The organism is Changchengzhania lutea, assembly GCF_006974145.1.
GTDB lineage: Bacteria > Bacteroidota > Bacteroidia > Flavobacteriales > Flavobacteriaceae > Changchengzhania > Changchengzhania lutea.
Genome location: NZ_CP039456.1, coordinates 3,587,487 through 3,611,436, shown reverse-complemented (window position 1 = coordinate 3,611,436; position 23,950 = coordinate 3,587,487). Strand labels below are relative to the sequence as shown.

The following is a 23,950-nucleotide window of genomic DNA, read 5'->3' as shown; positions in this document are numbered from 1 at the left end:
GGAATGGGAAATTAATACAAGTTTTGAAAGTATTATTTTGTAGATTTGTAGATATAGATAATTTAGAAGTGAATAAGGATATTTTAAAAAGATTATTTAGAAGTATTGATGGAAAACCTGACGATGATATTGTCAAGGTTGCATATGATATTGTTAAAGATGAAGAAAACAAAGGTCATCATCTATTATCAAAACAACTAAAAGCTATTTTAGATCAAAATGTTACTACTTCCAAGAAACTTGATAATCAATTAAAGGATATTTTTTCTAATACTAGTAGAAAACATAATAACAAAGATTTCCCTTTAGCTGTTCAAATTCCGAGAGATGAATTGCGACATCACATGGTTTTATCGGAAGAAATTGAAAGTAAATTTTCTAGAATTGAAAAGGAGTTTGTAGCAAGAGAAAGACTTGCTAATCATGGATTAAAACCTAAACAAAAAATTCTTTTTTTTGGACCTCCTGGTTGTGGTAAAAGTATGGGAGCAGAGAGATTAGCTTGGAATATTGGTTTACCTTTTTATAAAGTCAGATTTGAGGCTGTAATTTCTTCTTATTTAGGAGAGTCTCTAATAAATTTAAAAAAACTTTTTGATGGTGTAAACTCCTTTCCTTGTGTTTTACTATTAGACGAATTTGACATTATAGCAAAGTCTAGAAATTATGGGCATGATGTTGGGGAAATGCATAGATTAGTAAATATGGTGTTATTTTTATTAGAAGAATATAATGCTCCTGGTTTACTTATTGCTACAACAAATTTAGAAACATCATTAGATAAAGCTGTTTTCAGACGTTTTGATGAAGTTGTAGAAATTAAAAAACCTAAAGAAGAGGAAATTTTAAAGTTGCTTCAAATGACATTATCATCAACTAAAATTTCTAATCAAGTTAATTTAGTAGATTACGTTAATCAACTTTTAGGGTTTTCTTCGGCTGAAATAGTTAAAATAGCCCAAAATGTAAAGAAACTATCTGTCATAAATAATATAGATAAAATTGATAAAAAAAGCTTTGACAAGATTATCAATGAAACTATAAGATTTAATGAAAATAAGTAATAACTATTTATGGCATTAGATCATCTTTCTCTTCCACACAGAATAACTGGATTATACAATTCCCCTTATGGGCCTGGTAAAAGGGCTGTTGTAGTACCTCCTAGTCCTGAAACTCTAACTAACATTGAAAACAGAGAAGTTCATGGTAATTCTCTAGAAGAGAAAACATCTGTAATTACAGGAGAATGGACAAATGCTTTTGAAGAAAGAAAAGAACTAGGTCTACCAAATATTCCAGAATCTATTCCATTGTTTTTGCAAGTTGATCCAAAAATATTTAATCCAGATAGTTTAAAATCTTTTGGTATTGAAATAATATCTGAAGAGGATGATGGGTTTTTAATAGGTGCTTCTGCTGATTTAAATTTAAGTACGTTAAAAGATAAAATAGATAAATTTTTAAAAGAAGAAGGGAAATTTAGGAATACTGCTTCTCAATTGTGGGATATAGTTACTGGCAAACAATGGAGGTTAGATCACATTTTGTCTAAATCATTATTGAAAAAATGGGATGAAATAGATGATTCAGAAATTTTTGTTTTAGACATTGCTATTGCTTGTTTTATACATGTTCCAGCTTATCCAAATAGAGGTAATGAGGAAGAAATATCAGAAGAACAATTTGAAGAAAAAGTTTCACGCTGGGAAGAAAAAAAGCAAAAGGCTCAAATTGATTGGGATGATGTTGCTTTAAAAAGACAAGACGAGTTAGAAAAATTTATTAATGAACATAAAGGAGAACTAATAAGTAGCTATGTTGATTCTGCAGATAGTTTTTCTTGTAGAATAGAGATTTCAGGGTTAGGACTTAAAGATCTAGTGTTAAATTACCCATATTTATTTGAAGTTGAAGAATATGATAATTTAAAGCAAAGCATAAGTATTGATGATGAATTAAAAGAACTCGGTAAGTTAGAAATTAATGGTCCAGAATATGATGATCCAAATGTATGTGTGATTGACAGTGGAATTCAAGAAAACCATGTCTTACTAGAAAAGGCAATAGATAATGATCATTCTATTTCATACGTAAAAAACAAAGAAAACATAGTTAGTGATTTAGTAGTTGGTGGAGGTCACGGTACAAGAGTTGCTGGAGCTGTATTATATCCTAAACTTCCTACAGCTAGAGAGATTAAATTAAATAGTTGGATTCAAAACGCAAGAGTATTAGACGCTAACAATATTATGCAACCGAATCTTTATCCTCCAGATTTGATGAAAGATATTATTGAGCATTATAATGAAAGTTATGGTACTCGAATTTTTAATATGTCAATTACATCAAGAAAAGGACATATTACAACAAGAATGTCTAAATGGGCTGAATCTATAGATAGACAGAGTTGGGAAAGGGATATTGTATTTGTAATACCGACTGGAAATCTCAAAAAAAAGCAGATAGAGAATTACGTTAATAACGGAACCGACTATGCAGATTATTTATTACTTCGCAAATCTAGAATATCAAATCCATCACAAAGTTTATTCTCCTTAACCGTTGGTTCAATATGTAATGGAGAATATGAAGATGATGACCTTAAATCTTTTGGTGAAATTGAATTTCCGTCTGCATTCACTAGAACTGGTTTAGGTATTTGGGATTCTATTAAGCCTGAATTAGTTGAATATGGAGGAGATTATGTCATAGAAAAAATTGGAGCAAATAGAATAGCTTCTCAAAAACAAGAATCTTCAATTCATCTTGTGAGAAGCACATTAAACGGCGGACCAGCGACAAGTATTGATGGTATTGGAACATCTTTTTCCGCTCCTAAAGTATCTGGAATTTTAGCTGAATTGCAAAGATTGTTTCCAGAAGAGTCAACATTACTTTATAAAGCCTTAATTATTCAATCTGCAAGATGGCCAAGTAGAATTTTTAATGGAGTAGCAAGGTTAAGTTTCTTAAGACTTTATGGATATGGCTTACCTAACCTTGAACGAGCTACTACAAATACGGATTATAGGGTTACTCTTGTTAATTCACTGAATATCTCTCCAAAGGAAGCTGATATTTACGAAGTGAAATTACCTGAAAGTATGAGAAGAGTAGGAGACTCTTTTGATATTTTAGTAGAGGTAACATTAACATTTAAAGCAATACCAAGAAGAACTCGGGTAGGATTTAGATCGTACCTTTCTGGTTGGGTAGATTGGCATTCTTCTAAATTAGGGGAAAGTACAGATGCATTTGAAAAAAGGTTAATTGCAGGAGATTATAATTTAGAAGATGAAGAAGATGATATTAATCAAGAAAACATACCTTGGACTATCCAATCACGTTCAAATGGAGGAGTGAATAACGTTAAGCTAAATAGTAATACTGTTCAAAAAGATTGGGCTATCTTAAAATCTAACAAGTTAACAGAGAACTTCTGTATCGGAATAGTTGGTCATACTGGTTGGGATAAGGATTTAAAAAGTGAAATGCCATATTCAATAGCTGTTAGTTTTGAAGCAATTAATAAAGATATCGAATTGTATAATGAGATAAGAATTGAGAATGCAATTGAAATTCAAGTTGACGTTTAATATTATGTAAAATAGAATCTCGATTTAAACTTGGCCTCATAAAATTTTGGTAAAACAATAAGGTGAAGTGAGCGTCCATATTTTAGGGGTTTAGTAATACAGTTTCTTAAGAGTTTCAGTTATACAAAGGGATTTCGAAGCAATGTTAATGAGTTACAATGTTTCCTAAAATATAGCGAACGAGCCGTAAATTGTTTCCAAAAGTTTATGCAGCCTTGAATTTTTGTTTCTTTTGTTTCAAGACAAAAGATAATGAAATATAAAAAAAAGATAAATTGAAATTCTACAGTTAACAAGTGTATAGAAATTTTTAAGCTAGGGATTTAGGCGAGGGAAAATTTTATACTCTTGTGGCAATCCACGAGAATCTCGTAAAATTTTTTATTACGTACATTTTATCGAATACGCGATTTTTAATAAGAGCAAAAAGGTTAGCTTTTATTTTGGCGTTGGCAAGCGATGGATAATTGTGTGTAAAATAAATTGCCTGAGCAATTTGATTTTATAAAACAATCGAGCGCTTGGTAGGTCGAGTAACCGGGGCGGATTACTCCGCCCAAGTCCTCTAAGAACCGTACTTGCGACTTTCACCGCATACGGCTCAAGCTCTCTAAAGGCGACTATTGATCACCCAGCAAATCTTACCGATAAATCCTGATATGGCTGTTTTTTCTAGGTTTTCTTGCCGACCAAATTACTCTTCTGCAATGAAAGTATTTATCCCATTGAGGATCGAACGGGTTGGCATTACCTCTAATCAACCTATGTCGGACAACTTTAGTCCGATTAGCTTTAATTAGTTGAAACTCATTACCTTTCTTATCCTTCCCCGAAAAGACCCAGTTACTGGTAGAGTTAGATTTAAAGTACTTGCCTTTAATCCATATCCCTCCTTTGTTTGGATGTCTCCTCTTGGCCCATTTCCAAATAGTATTCCAAACATAACAATCAAGGCTGTTGAACTGTTTATTGGCCGAGATATGTCTATGATAGTTACACCATCCTCTAATAATAGGGTTGAGTTGTTGGATAAGTTCTACAGGGTGAGAAGCCTTGTTTTTATTGACAACTAACTTGATTTTAGCTTTTACTGATCTACAGCTATCTTTTGAAGGCTTTATTAGTAAAGTGCCATTAGTATATTTCCTAATATGTTGTCCTAAGAAGTTAAACCCTTTGTTAATATGGATGATATCTGTTTTCTCTTCAGATAGTCGGAGTCCTCTGTTTGTCAGGAATTTTTCAATAACTGGCAGAACTGTATTTGTGAGTATCTCTTCACTATCCCCAGTGACAATAAAATCATCTGCATACCTCACTAAATGAACCTTGTGCTTGTTGTTCCTTTTGTTACCATTTTTATCCAGCCTAATATTTAAAGCTTCGTTAATTGCAACTTGAAGTCCGTCAAGCGTCATATTTGCAAGGGCAGGAGAAATAATACCACCTTGTGGAGTTCCTTCTTTGGTAGGAAATAAACGTTTGTTGTCAATAAAGCCAGCCTTAAGCCATTGTTTAAGTACCATTTTGTCTATAAGAATGTTACCTAACATCCAACTGTGACTAATATGGTCAAAGCATCCTTTAATGTCTGCTTCCAATATCCATGTTGCACTGTTACTTTTTGATAGATGAATAAAACATCTTGCAATGGCATCAGCACAACCTCTTTTAGGACGAAAACCATATGAACAGGCATCCGCTTTAGTCTCGGAAACAGGATTAAGAGCCATTAGGTACAGTGCCTGCATAGCTCTATCATACATAGTAGGAATACCAAGAGCGCGTTTCTTTCCATTTTTCTTGGGTATAAGCACCCTTTTTAATGGCATAGATTTGTACCCTTTTCTTACTAATGATTTGGCAGCTTTTAGCTTCCGTAATGGAGTGTTCCATAACACACCATCAATACCTGTGGTATTTTTACCTTTATTTTCGGTTACTCTTTTTACTGCTAGTAATTTAGCATGAAAAGAGTGGGTTAGCATCCACTGCAAAGACTTAGCTTTGTTGTATCTACCTTCCTTTATAGCCTTTACGATACGTTGTTGTAATAATTTAACACTGTGATATACCTTATTCCAGTCAATAAACTGCCAAGCTACACAAAGTGTCTCAGGTGCACATCTTACAATTGTTCGATTCATTTGCTTTCCTTTGTTAAAAATTTTATTACAATTTTCTCGTAAAAGAGAACCCGATGGAAGTCAGCTTGTTTGCACAATAAGGTATATACCTCTATCCAACTCATTACAAACTGGCATTTGCTTTTTCCATCATCCCATACCTGCATATCCATAGGCTAATCTTACGGTTTGCTTTCCCAATCAATGATTGGGAGATATACAGGCTTACCACGTTCCGCTCAAATAACAAGATGGGTTAGGCTCTGTCTCCACACCGATGGAGCAACATCCATGTATGGTAATAGCCGAAATACCATAGCTTGTCCATCTACCTTTTGGTCACAGCGTATCATCAATTTTCGCTGTCTGATAAATTACGATGCTTATCAACAGTTCACATGTGTTAACCCTACCATCTAAGTCAGTTCCCGATTGAGTATTGCTGTCAATCTGTAAGGACTTCACAGTCTTTGTCAAGAAACATTGTCCCGATAGCTTTACACCCAGAAATTGCTCTCCACGCATATATTGGTAGACTACTTGTGATGGAACACAAGGTTTAATCAACTTGTTTAAAGAACGTTAAACAGTTATTTGAGCGACTTCGTGTCGCACCGGCTATTTTACATAACAACAAATTATAGATACATAATGTTTTAAAAAACTCTGCGAAGCAAACCGCTTATTAGTTTAATGACCCAAGTACAAAGGTTTCTTATGAAGAACTACACATTCTGGGATATTTTACATAATACTACATTATAGCTATCAAATGGAAACAACTGCTTAAACAACATAATGAACATTTGTACTATAATTTATAGTATGTAATTAAGTTTTTTTACCGTATCTTTGAAGTCTGTTTAGTAAAATTAGCACCGAGGAAATCGCATTCCACTTGAGGTGCTTTTTTTATGTCTTTTAGTTACTCATGTATATAAGGAAGTATATTATGTGTTCTTTAATGAAAAAGAACCAATTCACTACTGGTGTAGCACCTGAACTGGTCTCAGTTCAAACAGAACCTTCCTTTCGCCTTGTAAATTCAACTGAATTTCCTTCGTTGGTTTTATGTCTTGAATTTTAAGGGCATTTAAAATTCGCTTTATCCTGAACAAAAAAAGACGTAACCCAGATGGGTACGCCTTTTTATAGTGCTTTAAGTCTGTCATTTTAATCTATTTAGTAATATCGCATTCCAAAGTTAATTAAATTGTTTTTACCTCAAAGAAAATGTTAAAGTTTTCGATGAACTGTCAATCATTTTGACACTCCCCTACCGAGGTAGGTTCACTAATGATAGCTTTTAAAGCTTATTTTTATCTCCAGGAGAACAGATCCTAGAAAAAATTGATAGCAATTTTATCTAAAATACACCTCTTTCCTTAATAATAGAATCAAGCTGATTCACATCGGTTATTAAAGACAAAGAGCCGTTCATATCAAAAAGATTGACAAATCCGTCCACACTAAAACTATAATGAACTGATTTTGGAAGCTCAACAACATACTTTCCTGTGGCACTTGTCAAGACTGATAAAAAGATGCTCAATGGTGTTGATGTAGCATAATCGTATAGATGAAAAAACAATAACGTGTTTGCAATGGGAACGTTTGCCGAATTGTGCAAAACACCATACAAACGTGTCGTGCCTTTTTTATCATCATTAATGAGCAAATCCTTTTCATCAAACGATATATTTCTACCTGAAAGATTGTAATGCTTCTTATCGATATCGGAAAAGGAAATCGATTGATTATTGGCAAGAACCTCAAGAGGTGACATGTTTGGAATAAGATAATGTTTGGCACCGTCCTGAACGCCCAGAATGAAATTCTTTTCGGTGATACCGACCGAGTGGATGCCATTATTTTCAAGTAAATCCAAAAAAACAAAGTCATTGCCGTTGTAATAGACCAGTTTCATATTATCTAAAATTTAGTTTTGAATAGTATTTCTTATCGAGAAATTTTGCAAGGTCATTTAAGAGCGTTCTACCCTTTGCGTAAACTTCAAAATAAAGCCGTGCTATGATATCAAATTCCTTTTGGGTGACATATTGAAGTACCTCAAAAGCTTCTTTATCATTTTCCGACCATCTACGAGGGTCAAACCAACCGTATGATGTTCCTAAGTGATGAGATAGTTCAACCGCTTTACGGTTAAGCTCTGCACGACTGGAAGCATTAACGCCAATCTTATCCATAACCTTATTTGCATCTGCTGTATCGTCAGTTCCCTTACCTTTCAAAATCTTTTTTGTTAAAGGAATAAGAGCTAAAACAAGCGGAATGGCTATAATGAGCCACCAAAACTTTTTTAATGTGGTAAATATTGATTTCATAATTTTATCGTTTAATGTTGTTTCTTCTATTGTTTCTTTCGCCTTTAAAAATTGTGATAAAAACAACTAGAAGTAAAAAAAAAAGACCGCCATAAGCCAAAAGATGCACGAAAAACGGAACTTTAGTATTTTCCTTTATACGTTGCCATTTGACGGCATATAATTTGTCCTCCGCATAGCCACTTCTTACCGTATCAACAACATAGCGATTATCGTTGGTATTAAAAATTTTAGAATACTTTTGACGTATGAAATAATCGATAATAGCTTTGCGATGACTTGTATAAGTTGCATGACCCAAATTAGAACCCGTGGCAGTGGTCTTCCTTTTAGTCGGTTGACGCATGCCAAAAAGGTTCTTATTTTGTTTGAAAACCGCACTCGTAAACTTTCCCGTCTCATGTAATGCCTGCGCATACAACAATTTCGTACTTATATTATAGTAACCATTGAGATTCTTATAGAACCAAATAAGTAACCATATCTTGACTTGTAGGTACATTTGTTACAGCTTTTTAAGGTTAGACTTCTTTAGGTCGATGTTCTCGAACTGCTCTACTGCAAATTCCACGACCTTTACGATTGCCATTACGACAGCTCCGTATTTAATTGCCATCTTTAAGATGTTGATAATTGATTTCATAATATTGGATTTAAAAAGGGCTTATCTGTCAATAAACCCTTTTGGTTAAAATAAAATTGATTAATTGTTTGAACGAATAAACGTTCCACAGTAGCCACCGTTAGGCGCTTTTGGATTTACAACCATGGACAATTTCTCTATGACTACTTTGCCCGTACTCTTTTGCATACTCCCCCAAAAGAATGTTTCCTCACCTGTGTTCTTGTTTACGACAGTACAGGCTATGTGACCCATCCAACCAGATTCTTTCACGGTACTTTTAGTAGTGGTTACACATGAAATATTCATGAGGTCTTTTTTTCGGATAAACCAACCATTTGTAATGTATTGATTGTTTCCTTTGTTCGGTCCCGACTTGGGTATATAGGTAGAAAAAGTTGCACCCGATTTCTTGGTGTAACTCTTTCCGTCTACTTTAGTAGTCCTAGCCATTAACGTTTACCTCCCTTCTTTTTAAACAACCACATTATGAGTACAGTTGTTCCTATCAAGGCTACCACACCACCGATGATTTTCATCATGTTCTTTTTGAACCAAGCCTTGGTGAATGCTTTTTTTGCATCCTGAACAGGAGCTGAATCAGTAAGCCTCTTAACCGTAGGTTGTAGAGCCGTTCCAATTTTTGTACCTATTCTAGAAGCTGCCGCATTTCTAGCATCTTGAGCAGCAACGGCTGCATCATACTCGCGCTGTTCATCTCTTGCATCTCGGGCAGCGAGACCAGCACCAGAACCTAAGATGCCACCAGTGGCGACATTTGCACCTTTTCTTAGTAGGTTACCAAAAAAAGTACCCCCTTTTTTCTTTTTGAATAATTTCTTGAAAAAACCCATAATTAAATTTTGTTTACGTCTCTTAAGACTAGATTAACTTGGTTGTTTGCAAAAATTTCCAAATCTGATACGCCAACCAAGGATAAAGCAGTATTAGTAATTTGACTTATTGAACCCGCTCGAAGTAATCCTATATCCGCAGATATAGCTCTGATTTCCAAATAAGAATACTCAACAATCTGTGAACCTTCATCCGTTGGATAGGTCAATCTAAGCTTGTCAAAAGCGCCTATAATAACAGCCTCATCAAACGCAATGACCTCATAGGTTCTATTCTTTTGACCGTTAAGGAATACTTTCTCGGTCAAGAAAATGCGTTCAATAGCTTGGATTGGCATTTCAATCCCGTGAATTTCATAAGTCTTAAGCGCATCCAATCCATCAAGAGTAATTACAATTGACTCATTTTCACCAAGTGGAATTGAACCGACATTACCAATTTCACACATGACCGTGGTCTTAGTTGCACTGGTAATAATTTTTCCCTCGCCAAATACAGACGATGCCATAAATGCAGACAATGAAATATTTGTAGCGATTTCCTCGTTACTGCCATTGCTACGCTCGATATGGGCAGTAATTTTTTCGTTTGCGATAGAAGCATATGCCAAATCGACTACGAAAACCAGAGCACCAATACTTTTGGTGACCCTTAAAATTGGTGTCTTTACTACACCCGTTGCATTATAAATTTCCATAAATTTGAAATGTGTTTAGTTATAATTGTGAACTCTAATTAAACACAAAAAAAAAGGCGCATGTGAGAAATGCGCCTTTTTGATACCATATGATACAATATGAGACTATTTTTTTTCTGGAATCACAAAATAATGCTTGTAATGTGCCATTGTCAATTTGCCACTTGGTGGCTGATAGTGAATCATCATATCTGACATATAACGCTTAGCGGTAGATATATTGACGTTCAATATACTAGCCAACTCTTTTGAAGTAAGTATCGGGTTGCTCATATTCTTTTGGGTTAAGTTCAGGTGTTTGCATTCTATCTAAAGACTCTTTTACCAGTTTTCGGTAATCCTTGTACTCATGGTAATAGACATATAACATGTGCACTAACAGTACGGTGACAATTATAAGTGACATTACTATAATCATGATTATAATTTCCATAGCTCTAAAGATTTGGGTTAATTAAAGTTTTGAAATTAATGCACGAATGATTCAAGGGAATGACTTCATTCCAATAGGAACAGAAAATATTGTCAATCGAGTGAATTTCAACGTGTCTTTGATGCACACATAATTGGCATCTTTTTTTAGGTAATTCTGTGTGTGTTTGTGAACTCATTTTTGTAAGATTTTATATATGATTTGTAAAAATTCGGGCAAATTGGCAAAACGAAAAATAGAATTTCACCACAGCCCTTGAAACGAGTGGTTTCAATGCCCTTTTTTTGGCTGTTTTTTTTGGAGCACGGTTAACAAATATGTTAATCTGACGCCGACTATCATAGGTCGGCGTTTTGCCTTTTTTGGGGTCAAACATTTTTTAAGAGATTTATTGCCTCTTTTATGTTCTCTAATTCGCATTTTAAAGCATAATTTTCATCGTTTTTTTGCTCTAATTCATCTTTATAGGATTTATAAAATTCGTGTTGCTCGAGAGCGTACTCAATCGCCTTTGTCTTGGTTGAAATAAATCGATTGTTTTCGATGATTTCAGAAAGCTTATTTTCTGCTTTTACTGATAATTTTCTAATTGTTATTGCCATAATTTTTAAGTTTTAAGTGTTTTTGATAGCATCATTTATAATGATCGTGCTTTGGCCATTCAAAGCTCTTTTGGTTTTGCAATCATTTTTATCTCGAGACCCTGGAAACCGGAGTTGATTTTGCAATCATTATTTCTTGTAAAAAATATAAACGTAGAAACCCTTATTGGTTTCATCCCTCTTTGTGAAAGTTGCCATATTGATGTTGACCCAATATTTTCTACTGCTTATATCTTTGAACTTTTTTTCCAAGGAAAGAAAGTAGGTGTACCTTTTTCTTCCGTCGGAGAAAAGGAGATACACCTTGTAATCTCTATAGGATTTCCTATACTCGTAAAGTTTTTCGTCATACCAAGTCATCATTTTACAGTTTGATATTCAACTTTGATTTCATTGATACGTTCATCACCTATGATATCATAGATGCTCATTTGATAGTTTTCTTTCATAATCCTAATTGTTTTAAATATTCGTTTACTTTCTCGTTTTCATAGACCTTTTGCTGTAGTTCCAAGTCTTTGCTTGTATTGAGGTTAAAGAGTTCCTTTATCTTTTTTCTCATGCGTGAACGTTGCACTTTTTGTGTTTCCATAGAAGAACCCTCAAAGCTTTCGACTATGGATAACAAGGTCGTTAAATCATGTCCAGAACGGATGCAATTTTGAATGAGCTCAAAAATGATATGGTCAGTAGGAGAGAGGTTAGGGGCTCTTAATCTTGGTTGTTTCTCGATATATGTGGTGAGACTGAACACGACAAAACGCCTTAAATCCTCTTGGGGAATCAACAGGTATTCCCGTAAGGTCTTAAATCTTGGAAATATCTTAAATTTTTCAAGACGTCTTTTATGGTCATAATTCTTAATGGTAGCTTCAATCCTCGCTAGATTGGAAATCTTATGCGCATAATCATCAAAGAGATAGGTATTATAGAATTCTGCAGATTTAGAAATCAGTTCCCAATGTTTAAAATAAAGCTTTAGAAAAGGTAATGAGGGTTTTGCATAATTTCGTTTATTGAAACTCAAACCAAGATTTTCACCTTCAGAGATTAGATGTGCGTATTTGCTTTTGTCACCTGACATCGTAACCAGATATTTTAGAACCTGATGGAAAATTTGAGGACTGTCAACGTAGTGATTGATACATATGTCGATGTCTGATGCGTAACCATCTAAAAAGACATCGTAAGAGCACCTGAACACATTAAAATACATGAACTCGTTATAGAGATTCATAACGGTATCTTTCGTGATGCCTTGGAAGTAATTATGTTTGAGAAGTTTTGACGATACAGTAAGATTGATGAATCTTGTAGGAACTTTTTTTTGGGTTTCCTCGTTATAAATGGGTATTTCCGATACGGAGATACGAACCGTTATACCGTTTTTCGATATAATAATCGGTTTGGGCGGATGCTTAACGTCCTGAAATTCACCGTTATCCAAAGTTATTCTTTCAACCTCACCAGTAGCTTCATAAACTATGTAAGTGGCTGACAGCAATCTATCATCAATCACGTTACAGCTATCTAAGGGAATCTTAAGGCTCAAAGAGTCCGTTAAGGCAATATTGATTGGTATATAATGGGTTAACGTTTCTGTTAACTTAGGCTTATTTTTAATGTTGGTCATTAACTGTAATTAGTTATGACTCAAAGCATTGATAATCAACTTTGTACTATAATGTTCCGTGTTATGTAACTTGAGCTTTGGCTAAAAGCGAAAGTATTTCTATAGTTTCTTCAAAAAATTTATATCTAAAAGTTTCTTCTACTAAAGTTAATGGAACACTTTTTATGCGACGACGTAGGAGGGAAGCGTAATGTGTGTGAAATGGATTAATATTTAAATTGTTGAAAAATACTTAATCAAATTAATTCGAAAACCTTACTTATTAGGATTAAATATGATATTTTTATTTTTTTATAATTCACATTAAAGATTATTAATATATGCCAATTAGAGTTGTTGAACTTTTTGCTGGAGTAGGAGGATTTAGAATAGGGTTAGAAGGGTATCCAAGAAGAGATGACGCTAATTATAATGTTGTATGGAGTAACCAATGGGAACCGAGTACCAAAACGCAACACGCAAATATGGTATATGAGAATCGTTGGCCAAATGCAAATCATTGTGGTGAAAACATTGAAGATGTAATAGAAAACAAATTTGATGAGATACCAAATCATGATTTATTAGTTGGTGGATTTCCTTGTCAAGATTATTCTGTTGCAACAACTTTAAAAAACTCTAAAGGTTTAATTGGAAAAAAAGGAGTTTTATGGTGGAGTATTGAAGCTATATTACGCAGAAAAGCAGAAAATAGACCACGATATCTTATGCTAGAGAATGTTGATAGACTACTAAAGTCTCCATCAAAACAAAGAGGTAGAGATTTTGCAGTTATGTTAGCTTCCTTAAATAACCTTGGTTATGCAGTAGAATGGAGAGTTATAAATGCTGCAGAATATGGAATGCCACAAAGACGAAGAAGAGTTTTCTTTTTAGCTTATCGTAACGATACTGAAATATATAATAGAATTTTAGAAACTGAAAACAGAGAAGATTGGTTAGATTCTGATGGAATCATCGCAACTGCTTTTCCAGTTCGCGAGATAAGTGAACAAATCAAAAGAGGTAATGTAGAAGGTGATTTAATTAATATTTCAGAAGAATTTAATTTAGGAGAAAAAAATAGTCCATTTGAGAATTGTGGTTTAATGATTAATGGAGAGTTTATTACTGTAAAAACTAAACCATATTATAATGGACTAAAGCAAACTCTTGGTAGTAAGTTAATTAATACAGAAGAAGTTCCCGAAGAATTTTTTATAGAAAATGAAGATATACATAGGCCTAGAGGTTGGAATTATCTAAAAGGAGCAAAAAAGGAGATAAGAAGGACTAGAGAAGGTTTTGAATATAATTATGGTGAAGGAAGAATGATTTTTCCGGATGCATTGGATAATGCTTCTAGAACAATAATAACTGGAGAAGGAGGGAAGTCTCCATCTAGATTTAAGCATGTTGTAGAACAAAATGGAAGATTAAGAAGACTGACACCAAAAGAGCTTGAGCGTCTAAACATGTTTCCAGATAACCACACTGAATTAGATGGAATAACAGACACTAAAAGAGCTTTTTTTATGGGAAATGCACTAGTTGTTGGAATAGTTAGAAAATTAGGAGAAGAATTAAGCGAAAGAATTAACGTAGATGTAAACCAAGAGCAATTTGCATAAAGAATTACCATACGATAAAAAAGATCCTATATCAATTGAAAATTATGCCAAAGGATTATTAAATAAATCATTAAGAAATTTATACGGCAAAGATTTAGAAAATGCATATTCTGGAAAAGGAAAACTAGGACAGTTAGTCGAATTCTTATATTTTGGATATAAACCAAACTCCAATCCTGAACCTGATTTTCCAGAAGCTGGTGTTGAATTAAAAACAACTCCAATAAAAAAAAACTCAAAAGGGCTTGTTTCTAAAGAGCGATTAGTTTTCAACATTATAGACTTTAATGAGGAGTATAAATATACTTTTAGAGAAAGTAGCTTTTGGAAAAAAAACAGTCTTTTACTTCTGCTTTTTTATTTATATGAAAATGATAAAATAGATATTGATTACATTTTTAAAATCGCTAGACTTTGGCGTTTTCCTCTAACAGACTTAAAAATTATAAAAGACGATTGGATTACTATTGTTAGTAAAATTAAATCAGGTAAAGCTCATGAAATCTCCGAAGGAGACACATTATATCTTGGTGCTTGCACAAAAGGTTCTACAGCAGCAAAATCAAAAAGAACTCAACCGTTTTCGAATAAGAAAGCACAACAAAGAGCATTTTCCTTAAAATCAAAGTATCTAAATTTTATTATTTCCAAAAGCTTGAAAGGAGATTATAATTTAACGAAGTTAGACAATGAATATCTACAGTTTTTAGAAGATGATAGTGATGTCTTCAAAGAACCTAAAACTGGCTATGGAAACTTATTTGATGACCACGAAGCAATAATTAAGGATATATCTGACTACAAAAAAGGTCAAACTTTTGAAGATGTCATTATAGAAAAATTTTCTAAATATTATGGTTATTCAGAGCAACAATTAATAGATCATTTTAAGCTCGAAATTAATTTAAGAGCAAAGAATAAAAATTATGTGTTTGCAAAATCTATTTTGGGAATTAATAAAGACAAAATTGAAGAATTTGAAAAAGCGGAAATAGAATTAAAAACTATTAAGCTTGAAGCAACAGGAACTTTAAAAGAAAGTATGTCTTTTGCACAGATAAAGTATAAAGAAATCATCAATGAAGTCTGGGAAGAATCTTATTGGTATAATAAACTCACAAAACGCTTTTTCTTTGTAGTATTTCAGAAAGATGAAAAGAACATTGCGAGACTTAAAAAAGTAATGTTTTGGACAATGTCTACTAAAGATTTAGAAATAGCAGAAAAGTTTTGGAAGCACACTAAAACAAACATTCAAAATGGTAATTATGATAATTTCTGGAAATTAAAAGATCATAAAATATGCCATGTAAGACCAAAAGGAGTAAATGCAAAAGATTTGATGGAAACACCACAAGGGACATTAGAAAAAAAGAAATGTTATTGGCTTAATAGTAGATACATTCTAAAACAAATAAGTAAATGATTATTACTGTAAATAGACCAATTTCTGGTTGGGAAATTAGAATATTGGATAATGGAACCGCTGGAAGAAACAAGCCTAATCCAAATAAATTAAATTTTTTGGCAAACGATAGGACTTGTAAGATAGATGGATGTAGTAATCCGATAAGAATCAATAGAACTTCGGGCTTATGTGATACGCATGTTGAACATGAACATGATTTACTGTTAGAATTAAGAAATAATGGTATTTTAATAGGAGCACCTTCTCACAAAGATATAATTGATGCACTAATTAATTGGTCCTCCTCAAGAAATTTTGGTTTATTACCTTTCTTTTCAAGTCTATCATTTAATACTCTCGGTAATGTGCCAGACGTTTCTACTTTGGCAGGAAAAACTGTTCATACAGGAATTACACCAACTACTATAGATTTGATTTTTGATGAACTAATAAAGGTTATTAATAATTTTTTTCCACTAAATAATAATTCATCTTATCAGCCATTGCAAACTTCAAAAGGAGAAATACCTGCAATAGTTTTGGCTTTCACATTTGCTGGACTTTTGATCTGTGAAGAATCAAATAGAGGAGATAGGTGGTTTTCTAGAATAATTAGGAAAGATGAATCTAAAACAACTCAATTAGGTGCAGCTATGCCAATTGCTTACTTCGCAACTAGAATTTTCCCTTGGGGAGTTGAAATGAATAGTTCAGCAAGGAATCTTACTAGATAGAGTATTATATACAAAACTATCATATAATTTTAATAAAAACTCAATACGCATCTGCTCTTGAGAGTTCATTACAATAGAACAAAACGAACACAAACACACTTGTTTGTATACTATATTTCATAAAATATAGTATAATAAGTTGCATATCTAATAATTATGTAGTATTTTGGATGACTCGTAATATAATTATATAGTATAATGAAAGATTCTCCTAGAAGAGCAAGATTTGAAAAAGTAGCGGCAAATAGAGTCGCTAACATATTAAAAGGACTAGAAAGTCTAGAAAAATGCTCAAATAAAAACAATTATGAATATAATTCGAATGATATAAGGAAAATGGAAAAAGCTTTAAGAGATAAAGTAAGTGATGTATTGAAATCTTTTAATAAAGAGCTTGATAAAGGGAAAAATAATGAATTTAAATTTTAGGGTATAATTATGAAAGAACTTTTTTGGAGAATTTTCAATGCTAATTCAGAAGATGAACTAACTACAATAATTAATAGTAAAGCGATTTTTAAAGATAGAAATAATTGGAAACCATATGGTGGTATTGAAGGGAATTTCGGAACCTTTGAAGCACAACAAAATAATGCCATACCTGCTTTAGTTGAAAAAATCACAAATTCAATTGATGCTACATTAATAAAAGAATGTAGAATTTCTGGCATTGATCCAAAATCTAAAGAAGCACCAAAAACAATGATAGAAGCTGTTGAGAAGTTCTATCAAGTACCCAATGGAGAAATAAGTGAATTAGGTCCAGTTAAAAGAAGAGAACTAGCTGAAAATATTCAAATTATAGCTTCCGGAGACCAAAAAACACCATCGATTTTGATATATGATGCTGGAGAAGGTCAAGTCCCAAAAGAGTTTGAAAACACATTCCTTTCTTTACATAGAGGTAATAAAGCCAATATTCATTTTGTACAAGGAAAATACAATATGGGTTCAACTGGAGCAGTTGTTTTTTGTGGTGAAAAAAAATATCAACTTATAGGTTCAAAAAGAGATAGCAATTTATGTAATGGAAATGCTAATGAATTCGGTTTTACACTTGTTAGAAGACACCCATTAGATAATTACGATATCGATAATAATGTCACAACTACTTGGTATGAATACTTTTGCCCAGATCAAAATATAGCTTCTTTTTCTATTGATACTTTAGACCTTGGTTTATTAAATAGAAATTTTCAGTTCGGAACCATTGTAAAAATGTATTCTTATCAGTTACCTACCGGTTCTAAAGGAGATATATCTACAGATTTATATAGAGATTTGAATCAGTATTTATATCATTTACCAATACCAATTACGGTCTATGAAAAAAGAGAGCATTATAAAGTAAAAAATGTAAATAAAGTTGTAGTTGGAAACAGAACTAGAATAGTCAATAACGCGAAGGAAAATGTAGAAAAGAATATTCGATTTGATTTAAATTCAAGTTTAGGAAACTTTAGTATCCCAATAGATGTTATTATTTTCAATTCAAATGTAGATCATAGAGAGTTTATAAAAAACAAATCCATTATTTACACTCAAAACGGACAAGTTCATGGATTTGGAGGTCAATCCTTTATTTCACAAGATTTAGGATTTCCATTAATTAAAAAACACACTCTAGTACATGTTGATTGCACTAATATTCCAACGGAAATTAGACAAGATCTTTTCATGTCAAACAGAACTCATTTACGCGAGGGTCCAAAAACTGAAACTTTGAAAAGTGAAATCGTATCTCTTTTAAAATCCAGTACAGAATTAAGAAAGCTGAATAATGAACGTAAAGATTCTTTATTAAGAGATAGTAAAACTGACAAAGATTTACTAGAAACATTTTTATCAAATTTACCAGTAGACAAAGATGTTGTCAACTTATTAAAAAAGAATGGGTCTTTAGATTTTCTAAAATTAAGTGGGAGTAAAGTTAATGGTAAACAACAATCGAAAAAAGATGTTCAAAGGAAACTAGATAGGTTCCCATCAATTTTTAAACTTAATTTAAAGGAACAAAAAAATGGTAAAATTTACAAAACAATACCTTTAAATTCTAATGGGAACATCACAATTGAAACCGATGTTGAAGATGATTACTTATTTAGACCAGTAGAAAAGGGCAAATTTGAAATTCAAGTTTTACAAAAGAAAAAGAAAACAGATATTCCAGTGAACCCAGTTTTAAACCTTTTTCCAAATGATGTTACTGATATTCTAACAATAAATAAAGAAGGTCCAACAGATGGAACAATTAAACTGTTAATTAAACCGAATGAACAAGCTCAAATTGGAGATGAAGTAGAAATAAAAGCCAAATTAAGTGCTCCAGGTCAAGATTTTGAATGCATTTTTAATGTTAAAGTTGATGAGAAAATAAGTAAGCCAAAAACAAAAGAAAAGAAAGCAACTGAAACCTTTCCTAATCTTCCAACGCCAAAAAAAGCTTATAAAAAACCAACAGACGAGAATAGTTTATCATGGGATAATGATAACTTGAAATGGAATGGTCATGATATTGTGAAAGTTATTAGAAGTGAAGATAATAATGAAATGGTTGTTGAAGGTATAATAATTAACATGGACTCCTATGTATTGTTAAATTTCATATCAAAGAATAGTATAAAAACGGAAAAAGAAATAAAATTTATAAAAGATAAGTACTTTCTATCTATATACTTACATTCATTATTCTTATTTAGTATTATGCAAAAAATGCAGAAGGATGACAAGAAGCTGAATGAAATTGAGATGGAAGATTTTGTTTCAAATTTAATCAAACCATATGCTAACTTTTTACTTTATGAAAATTATCAAATGGAGAAGCATGCTTTTGTTGAATAATTATTTAAAAAAGTATTCTATTTATTTTACGGTTTTGACCTAAAATAATTCCTACAATATTTTGTAAATTTAAACTCTGTTTTAAGTAGAAGGATTATAAACAATAAGATAGCCTTAAATGAATAATGAAATTGTATCAATATTGCACTTATCAGATTTGCATAGAAGTAGGGCAAACCCATTAAATAACGCAGCACTTCTTTCTTCTTTAATTATTGATATTGATAGAATAAAAGGAGAGACTCCATCAATTAAAAAACCAGATATTATTATTGTAAGTGGCGATATTATTCGCGGATCACATCATATTGATGCTGATGCTTCTAATGATGAAATAAATGAACAATATAATGAAGCATTTGAGTTTTTGAATAGTATTACCAATAAGCTCCTTGATGGCGATAAAAGTCGCATCATTATTATACCAGGAAATCATGATGTATCCTGGAGTATATCAAAAGAGAGTATGGAGAAGGTTGAGACTGCAAATGTCCTTAATGAAACTGGAAATGTAAAATCGTCTGTTCTTGAAGATTCAATAAATACTCATTCAAATATCAAATGGAATTGGGATGATTTAAGCTTTTACGAAGTTACTGATATTGAATTATATGCTAATCGGTTAAAAGCATTTTGTGATTTTTACTCAAGATTTTATGAAGGGAATAGAAGTTACTCTTTACGACCAAATGAGCAATTTGACATATTTGACATACCCAAATTTAATATTGCAATTGTTGGTTTCAATAGTTGTTACAATAATGACCATTTAAATAAGGCTGGCGCTATACATCCAGAATGTATTGGCAATGCAATAATGAATTCTAGGAAATATAAAAAGCAGAATCGGAAATTAATAGCTGTATGGCATCATAACACTAAAGGAACACCTTATTGCAATGATTACATGGAAAATAGTTTTATTAAAAACCTTATTGATTCAAATTTTATACTTGGTTTTCATGGGCATCAACACAAGACAGAGATTATTAGAGAAGAGAAAAATATTATAGAAGAGAAAAAAATGCTAATTTTTAGCACAGGTACTCTTTGCGCAGGTGAATGGGAATTACCTGTTGGCCAAAGTCGTCAATATAATTTTGTCACTATAGAAGAATTAGATAAAGAACTTAACGTAGTAATACATAATAGATTACAAACAGCAGCTTCGTCATTAGAATTACCTGTTTGGACAAAAGGTAATATTGATAATACTAATAATAGTTATTTTGAATATAAAATAAATTATCAAAAAGTAGGTGCAAGTTTGGATCAAAAATTAGCGGAAATAGATACGTTGGTTTTAGAAAATAATTATGAGAATGCTTTAATCCTTCTTACTAAATTAGATACAAGTGATGTCTTTGTTCGAAAATATACTTTAAAGTGCCTTGTCGAATTGGAGGATAGCACGGGAATATTGAAGTATTTTAGTAACCCAATAAATGAAGAAGAGTCCATACATGTTTTGAATGCGGCATTTGAATTAAAGGATAGAGTAACTATCGGTAAATTATTGGTTCAGCCTATTATAGAAAATTCTACTGATCCAAGTGTAATTATTACTAAAAATAAAGCTAAAAGCTTAATATAATGAGTGAAGGAGTTGATAAACTAGCATTTCAGGTTGAGATAAAAAGAGTATTGGAAATTTTATCCAATGATATTTATGATTCGCCCTATGCGCTTTTAAGAGAGAATATTCAAAATGCATATGATGCTATTTTGATGAGAATCGCAATTGATACATCGGAAGGTTTTATCCCAAAAATTGAAGTTACATTGAAAGATGGAATTGTTACAATTTCTGATAATGGTATTGGTATGGATAGAGAAGTAGTGGCAAATAACTTTTGGAAAGCAGGTTCTAGTGGTAAAAATAATGAAGCTGCAAAAAAAGCTGGTGTTGTTGGAACTTTTGGAATAGGGGCAATGGCAAATTTTGGAGTTTGCACCTCATTAAGAGTAATAACGCATTCAATTGAAGGTAACGAGACAATAGAAACTTATGCAGAAAGAGAATCATTATCAATATCAGAAAAATGTATTGAAATAAAAACTAGTGATGAAACTAGAGAACCAGGAACAACTGTTATTGCCGTTTTAGACAATAGCAATTCTATGAATGAACAAGGAGCTTTAAATTATTTAAGTTCTTACATACAATATGTAAAAGTGCCTATTTTGATTAATAATAAAGTTGCTAGTCAAAAAGAATATTTATCAATATTTAGATTGCCAGAAACAACAATTTTAGACACTTACAAAGGCAAAATAAATCAAGGTAATTTAATTGGTGATTTAATTATTGAAGTTAACAAAACTGGATATGTATCAATTAAATTAGACAAAATAGTGTTTCAAAATACGCCCTTAATGGGAGATATTTCTTTGTTGCAAGGAAGAGGAAGCGTTATGGGGTTAAGAAACTATTTTGGTCTTGCCCAAATCCCAGTTAGTAGTATATTTAATTTTGGTGGGATTGTGAACTTATCTATCTTACACCCAACAGCTGGCAGAGAAGCTTTGAGCAGAGAAAGTATTTCAATAGTAACTCAAATCATTAATGTTATTGAACAGATTACTGCTACAGAATTAAGTAAATTGTCAAGTTCAGATTTAAATCCTAATTTCTTAAACTATATTACTAGGTTTAATAGGTTTGATTTAGCTGGTAAAATTAAAGTAGAGGTTAAACCATTTAACGAAATGATAGCTCTTGAAGAAATAACAACAAAAATTCATGATAGAGACACATATTTTTATGGTGGTAGAGATCCACAAACAATATTAGCATTCGCAAATGAGAACTCAAGCCTAATACATTTAAGTCAATCTAATCCTAGAAGAAATATACAGAATAAATTAATCAAACAAAAAGGCATAACTGAAGTACCAGATAGTCCAAGAAGGCTTAAAGTATTTAATAGGACAGAATTGAGTCTTCCAGAAGCGTCGTTAATTTTAAGAATTACTAATGTATTGAGTGATGACTACCTTATTCCGGACAACAAAGTATTTATTGCAGAAATTAGCCATCAAGTACCAAGTATGGTAGAAATTAATGGGTCAACATTAGAAGTATACTTATCTAGAGAATCTGGAGCAGTACAACAAGTTTTGAAAGCTTACGAGACTGCACATGAGATTTATAATGGATTTGTAAAGGATTTTGTTAGAAATCATCTTTATCAAAAATTTGCTCAATATGTTCCGTCTTCTACAAGACAAGGAGCCGAAGCATTACATAAAATTTTGATGAAGAATAAAGAACTCTATAAATATGAATATTCTGATTTAGGAGATGTTGAATCTTTAATAAGTGAATGGGTTTCAGAAAAAATAGAATTTTCTGAATTATTAAAGCAATCTTCTAGCATAATAAGAACGCATTCACAATCTGTTCGTCTTAACCAAATTGGTAACGTAGAACAAGAGGTACCAAGTATAACCGCTGCCAGTTCTGCTGAAGAAAAACCAAAACTTGATATTTACGGAGCATTACCTTCTTTGGATAGGTCGGATGATATTACAAATATGAAAATACTTAAAACTGCCGAATCTTATGATCATTTGAATAATTTTAAAATGTTTATTGGAATTTCTGACAGAGTATTTAAAAAACATTTAGATTTCTTTTTAGAACCTCATACAACAAAAGTTATTTGGGGAATGCATAGGATTGTATATATATTTACTCATGCTTCTAATAGAATATCGTTATATTATGATATAGAATTGAAGCAAAAGTTAAGTGCAGAATCTACTGGTGGAATTGCAGTTCCTACAACAACAATTCGTACTAAAAACAGGATTTTTGTACCTGTTATACATGAATTGATAGACTTTTTTGATATTACAGAAGGAACAAAAGAATTTTATGTTAGACATGATTTAATTACAGATTTTTCATCTTAATATTTTATTTGTTATGTAAAATAGAACCTCGATGTTTACCTTGGCCTCATAAAATTTTGGTAAAACAATAAGGTGAAGTGAGCGTGTATATTTTAGGGGTTTAGTAATACAGTTTCTTTAGAGTTTTAATTATACAAGGGATTTCAAAGCAATGTTAATAGTTACAATGTTTCCTAAAATATAGCGAATGAACCGTTAATTGTTTCCAAAATTATATGCAGCCTTGAATTTTTGTTTCTTTTGTTTCAAGACAAAAGACAATGAAACTTTAAAAAGAAAACTTCAATTAGTAGATTAAATATAACAAGTGCATGGAATTTTATTTTTCTTAAAATTTATGCTCTTGTGGCAAGTTGACGAGAATCGCTTAAAATTTTTTATTACGTACATTTTATCGAATACGCGATTTTTAATAAGCGCAAAAAGGTTAGCTTTTATTTTGGCGTTGGCAAGCGATGGATAATTGTGTGTAAAATAAATTGCCAGAGCAATTTGATTTTATAAAACAATCGAGCGCTTGGTAGCGG

19 protein-coding genes are annotated in these 23,950 nt (G+C 32.1%); 9 read left to right on the top strand and 10 right to left on the bottom strand.

What is annotated here, in order from left to right; all coding sequences use genetic code 11:
* The first annotated feature begins 23 nt into the window (after window positions 1-23).
* Both FAF07_RS16235 and FAF07_RS16230 read left to right on the top strand, forming a co-directional pair.
* The gene (locus tag FAF07_RS16235; protein ID WP_221930763.1) at window positions 24-1,064 is read left to right on the top strand and encodes an AAA family ATPase; all 1,041 of its coding nucleotides are present in this window, start codon (window positions 24-26) and stop codon (window positions 1,062-1,064) included.
* A 9-nt stretch (window positions 1,065-1,073) separates the two neighbouring features.
* Window positions 1,074-3,599, top strand: a complete 2,526-nt coding sequence (locus FAF07_RS16230; protein ID WP_142786103.1) for a S8 family peptidase — start codon at window positions 1,074-1,076, stop codon at window positions 3,597-3,599.
* Between the two features lie 641 nt (window positions 3,600-4,240).
* On the opposite strand, the gene ltrA is transcribed toward FAF07_RS16230, so the two are convergent.
* The 10 genes from ltrA to FAF07_RS16180 all read right to left on the bottom strand — a co-directional run bounded on the left by ltrA (window position 4,241) and on the right by FAF07_RS16180 (window position 12,912).
* A complete protein-coding gene (gene ltrA, locus FAF07_RS16225) occupies window positions 4,241-5,746 on the bottom strand; it encodes a group II intron reverse transcriptase/maturase (protein WP_142786102.1) in 1,506 nt (501 codons plus the stop codon).
* Window positions 5,747-7,091: 1,345 nt separating this feature from the next.
* Window positions 7,092-7,652, bottom strand: coding sequence for a hypothetical protein (locus FAF07_RS16220; RefSeq protein WP_142786101.1), 561 nt, complete (start codon window positions 7,650-7,652; stop codon window positions 7,092-7,094).
* 1 nt (window position 7,653) lies between these two features.
* Complete coding sequence (locus FAF07_RS16215) at window positions 7,654-8,070, bottom strand: hypothetical protein (RefSeq protein ID WP_142786100.1); 417 nt, start codon at window positions 8,068-8,070, stop codon at window positions 7,654-7,656.
* Between the two features lie 4 nt (window positions 8,071-8,074).
* The gene (locus FAF07_RS16210; RefSeq protein WP_142786099.1) at window positions 8,075-8,572 is read right to left on the bottom strand and encodes a glucosaminidase domain-containing protein; all 498 of its coding nucleotides are present in this window, start codon (window positions 8,570-8,572) and stop codon (window positions 8,075-8,077) included.
* Between the two features lie 201 nt (window positions 8,573-8,773).
* A complete protein-coding gene (locus FAF07_RS16205) occupies window positions 8,774-9,145 on the bottom strand; it encodes a hypothetical protein (RefSeq protein WP_142786098.1) in 372 nt (123 codons plus the stop codon).
* On the bottom strand, window positions 9,145-9,546 hold the full coding sequence (locus FAF07_RS16200; protein ID WP_142786097.1) for a hypothetical protein: 402 nt from the start codon (window positions 9,544-9,546) through the stop codon (window positions 9,145-9,147). Before FAF07_RS16200 ends, FAF07_RS16205 begins: the two co-directional genes overlap by 1 nt.
* Before the next feature lie 2 nt (window positions 9,547-9,548).
* The gene (locus FAF07_RS16195; protein ID WP_142786096.1) at window positions 9,549-10,244 is read right to left on the bottom strand and encodes a hypothetical protein; all 696 of its coding nucleotides are present in this window, start codon (window positions 10,242-10,244) and stop codon (window positions 9,549-9,551) included.
* Between the two features lie 235 nt (window positions 10,245-10,479).
* Window positions 10,480-10,677 (bottom strand): hypothetical protein, encoded by a 198-nt coding sequence (locus FAF07_RS16190; RefSeq protein WP_142786095.1) that lies wholly within the window; start codon window positions 10,675-10,677, stop codon window positions 10,480-10,482.
* Window positions 10,678-11,045: 368 nt separating this feature from the next.
* The gene (locus tag FAF07_RS16185) at window positions 11,046-11,279 is read right to left on the bottom strand and encodes a hypothetical protein (protein ID WP_142786094.1); all 234 of its coding nucleotides are present in this window, start codon (window positions 11,277-11,279) and stop codon (window positions 11,046-11,048) included.
* A 445-nt stretch (window positions 11,280-11,724) separates the two neighbouring features.
* Window positions 11,725-12,912: a hypothetical protein gene (locus FAF07_RS16180; protein ID WP_142786093.1), complete on the bottom strand. Its 1,188-nt coding sequence runs from the start codon at window positions 12,910-12,912 to the stop codon at window positions 11,725-11,727.
* Between the two features lie 320 nt (window positions 12,913-13,232).
* On the opposite strand from FAF07_RS16180, the gene dcm reads away from it, so the two are divergent.
* The 7 genes from dcm (at window position 13,233) to FAF07_RS16145 (ending at window position 23,423) form a co-directional block, all read left to right on the top strand.
* Complete coding sequence (gene dcm, locus FAF07_RS16175; protein WP_142786092.1) at window positions 13,233-14,522, top strand: DNA (cytosine-5-)-methyltransferase; 1,290 nt, start codon at window positions 13,233-13,235, stop codon at window positions 14,520-14,522.
* Window positions 14,515-15,948: a MutH/Sau3AI family endonuclease gene (locus FAF07_RS16170; RefSeq protein WP_142786091.1), complete on the top strand. Its 1,434-nt coding sequence runs from the start codon at window positions 14,515-14,517 to the stop codon at window positions 15,946-15,948. The genes dcm and FAF07_RS16170 overlap by 8 nt, the downstream gene beginning before the upstream one ends.
* Window positions 15,945-16,664 (top strand): hypothetical protein, encoded by a 720-nt coding sequence (locus FAF07_RS16165; protein ID WP_142786090.1) that lies wholly within the window; start codon window positions 15,945-15,947, stop codon window positions 16,662-16,664. The genes FAF07_RS16170 and FAF07_RS16165 overlap by 4 nt, the downstream gene beginning before the upstream one ends.
* A 198-nt stretch (window positions 16,665-16,862) precedes the next feature.
* Entirely contained in the window at window positions 16,863-17,093 is a 231-nt protein-coding gene (locus FAF07_RS16160; RefSeq protein ID WP_142786089.1) for a hypothetical protein, read from the top strand.
* Window positions 17,094-17,102: 9 nt separating this feature from the next.
* The gene (locus FAF07_RS16155; protein ID WP_142786088.1) at window positions 17,103-19,505 is read left to right on the top strand and encodes a hypothetical protein; all 2,403 of its coding nucleotides are present in this window, start codon (window positions 17,103-17,105) and stop codon (window positions 19,503-19,505) included.
* Between the two features lie 118 nt (window positions 19,506-19,623).
* A complete protein-coding gene (locus FAF07_RS16150) occupies window positions 19,624-21,099 on the top strand; it encodes a metallophosphoesterase family protein (protein WP_142786087.1) in 1,476 nt (491 codons plus the stop codon).
* The gene (locus FAF07_RS16145; protein WP_142786086.1) at window positions 21,099-23,423 is read left to right on the top strand and encodes an ATP-binding protein; all 2,325 of its coding nucleotides are present in this window, start codon (window positions 21,099-21,101) and stop codon (window positions 23,421-23,423) included. The genes FAF07_RS16150 and FAF07_RS16145 overlap by 1 nt, the downstream gene beginning before the upstream one ends.
* Window positions 23,424-23,950 lie beyond the last annotated feature (527 nt).

Excerpts from the sequence above, each read along its gene's own strand:
- FAF07_RS16220 (WP_142786101.1), bottom strand. The coding sequence starts at position 7,652 with ATGAAACTGGTCTATTACAACGGCAATGACTTTGTTTTTTTGGATTTA.
- FAF07_RS16185 (WP_142786094.1), bottom strand. The coding sequence starts at position 11,279 with ATGGCAATAACAATTAGAAAATTATCAGTAAAAGCAGAAAATAAGCTT.
- FAF07_RS16145 (WP_142786086.1), top strand. The coding sequence starts at position 21,099 with ATGAGTGAAGGAGTTGATAAACTAGCATTTCAGGTTGAGATAAAAAGA.
- FAF07_RS16155 (WP_142786088.1), top strand. The coding sequence starts at position 17,103 with ATGAAAGAACTTTTTTGGAGAATTTTCAATGCTAATTCAGAAGATGAA.
- dcm (WP_142786092.1), top strand. The coding sequence starts at position 13,233 with ATGCCAATTAGAGTTGTTGAACTTTTTGCTGGAGTAGGAGGATTTAGA.
- FAF07_RS16190 (WP_142786095.1), bottom strand. The coding sequence starts at position 10,677 with ATGGAAATTATAATCATGATTATAGTAATGTCACTTATAATTGTCACC.
- FAF07_RS16195 (WP_142786096.1), bottom strand. The coding sequence starts at position 10,244 with ATGGAAATTTATAATGCAACGGGTGTAGTAAAGACACCAATTTTAAGG.
- FAF07_RS16165 (WP_142786090.1), top strand. The coding sequence starts at position 15,945 with ATGATTATTACTGTAAATAGACCAATTTCTGGTTGGGAAATTAGAATA.
- FAF07_RS16230 (WP_142786103.1), top strand. The coding sequence starts at position 1,074 with ATGGCATTAGATCATCTTTCTCTTCCACACAGAATAACTGGATTATAC.
- FAF07_RS16210 (WP_142786099.1), bottom strand. The coding sequence starts at position 8,572 with ATGTACCTACAAGTCAAGATATGGTTACTTATTTGGTTCTATAAGAAT.
- FAF07_RS16180 (WP_142786093.1), bottom strand. The coding sequence starts at position 12,912 with ATGACCAACATTAAAAATAAGCCTAAGTTAACAGAAACGTTAACCCAT.
- FAF07_RS16215 (WP_142786100.1), bottom strand. The coding sequence starts at position 8,070 with ATGAAATCAATATTTACCACATTAAAAAAGTTTTGGTGGCTCATTATA.
- FAF07_RS16200 (WP_142786097.1), bottom strand. The coding sequence starts at position 9,546 with ATGGGTTTTTTCAAGAAATTATTCAAAAAGAAAAAAGGGGGTACTTTT.
- FAF07_RS16150 (WP_142786087.1), top strand. The coding sequence starts at position 19,624 with ATGAATAATGAAATTGTATCAATATTGCACTTATCAGATTTGCATAGA.
- FAF07_RS16205 (WP_142786098.1), bottom strand. The coding sequence starts at position 9,145 with ATGGCTAGGACTACTAAAGTAGACGGAAAGAGTTACACCAAGAAATCG.
- ltrA (WP_142786102.1), bottom strand. The coding sequence starts at position 5,746 with ATGAATCGAACAATTGTAAGATGTGCACCTGAGACACTTTGTGTAGCT.
- FAF07_RS16160 (WP_142786089.1), top strand. The coding sequence starts at position 16,863 with ATGAAAGATTCTCCTAGAAGAGCAAGATTTGAAAAAGTAGCGGCAAAT.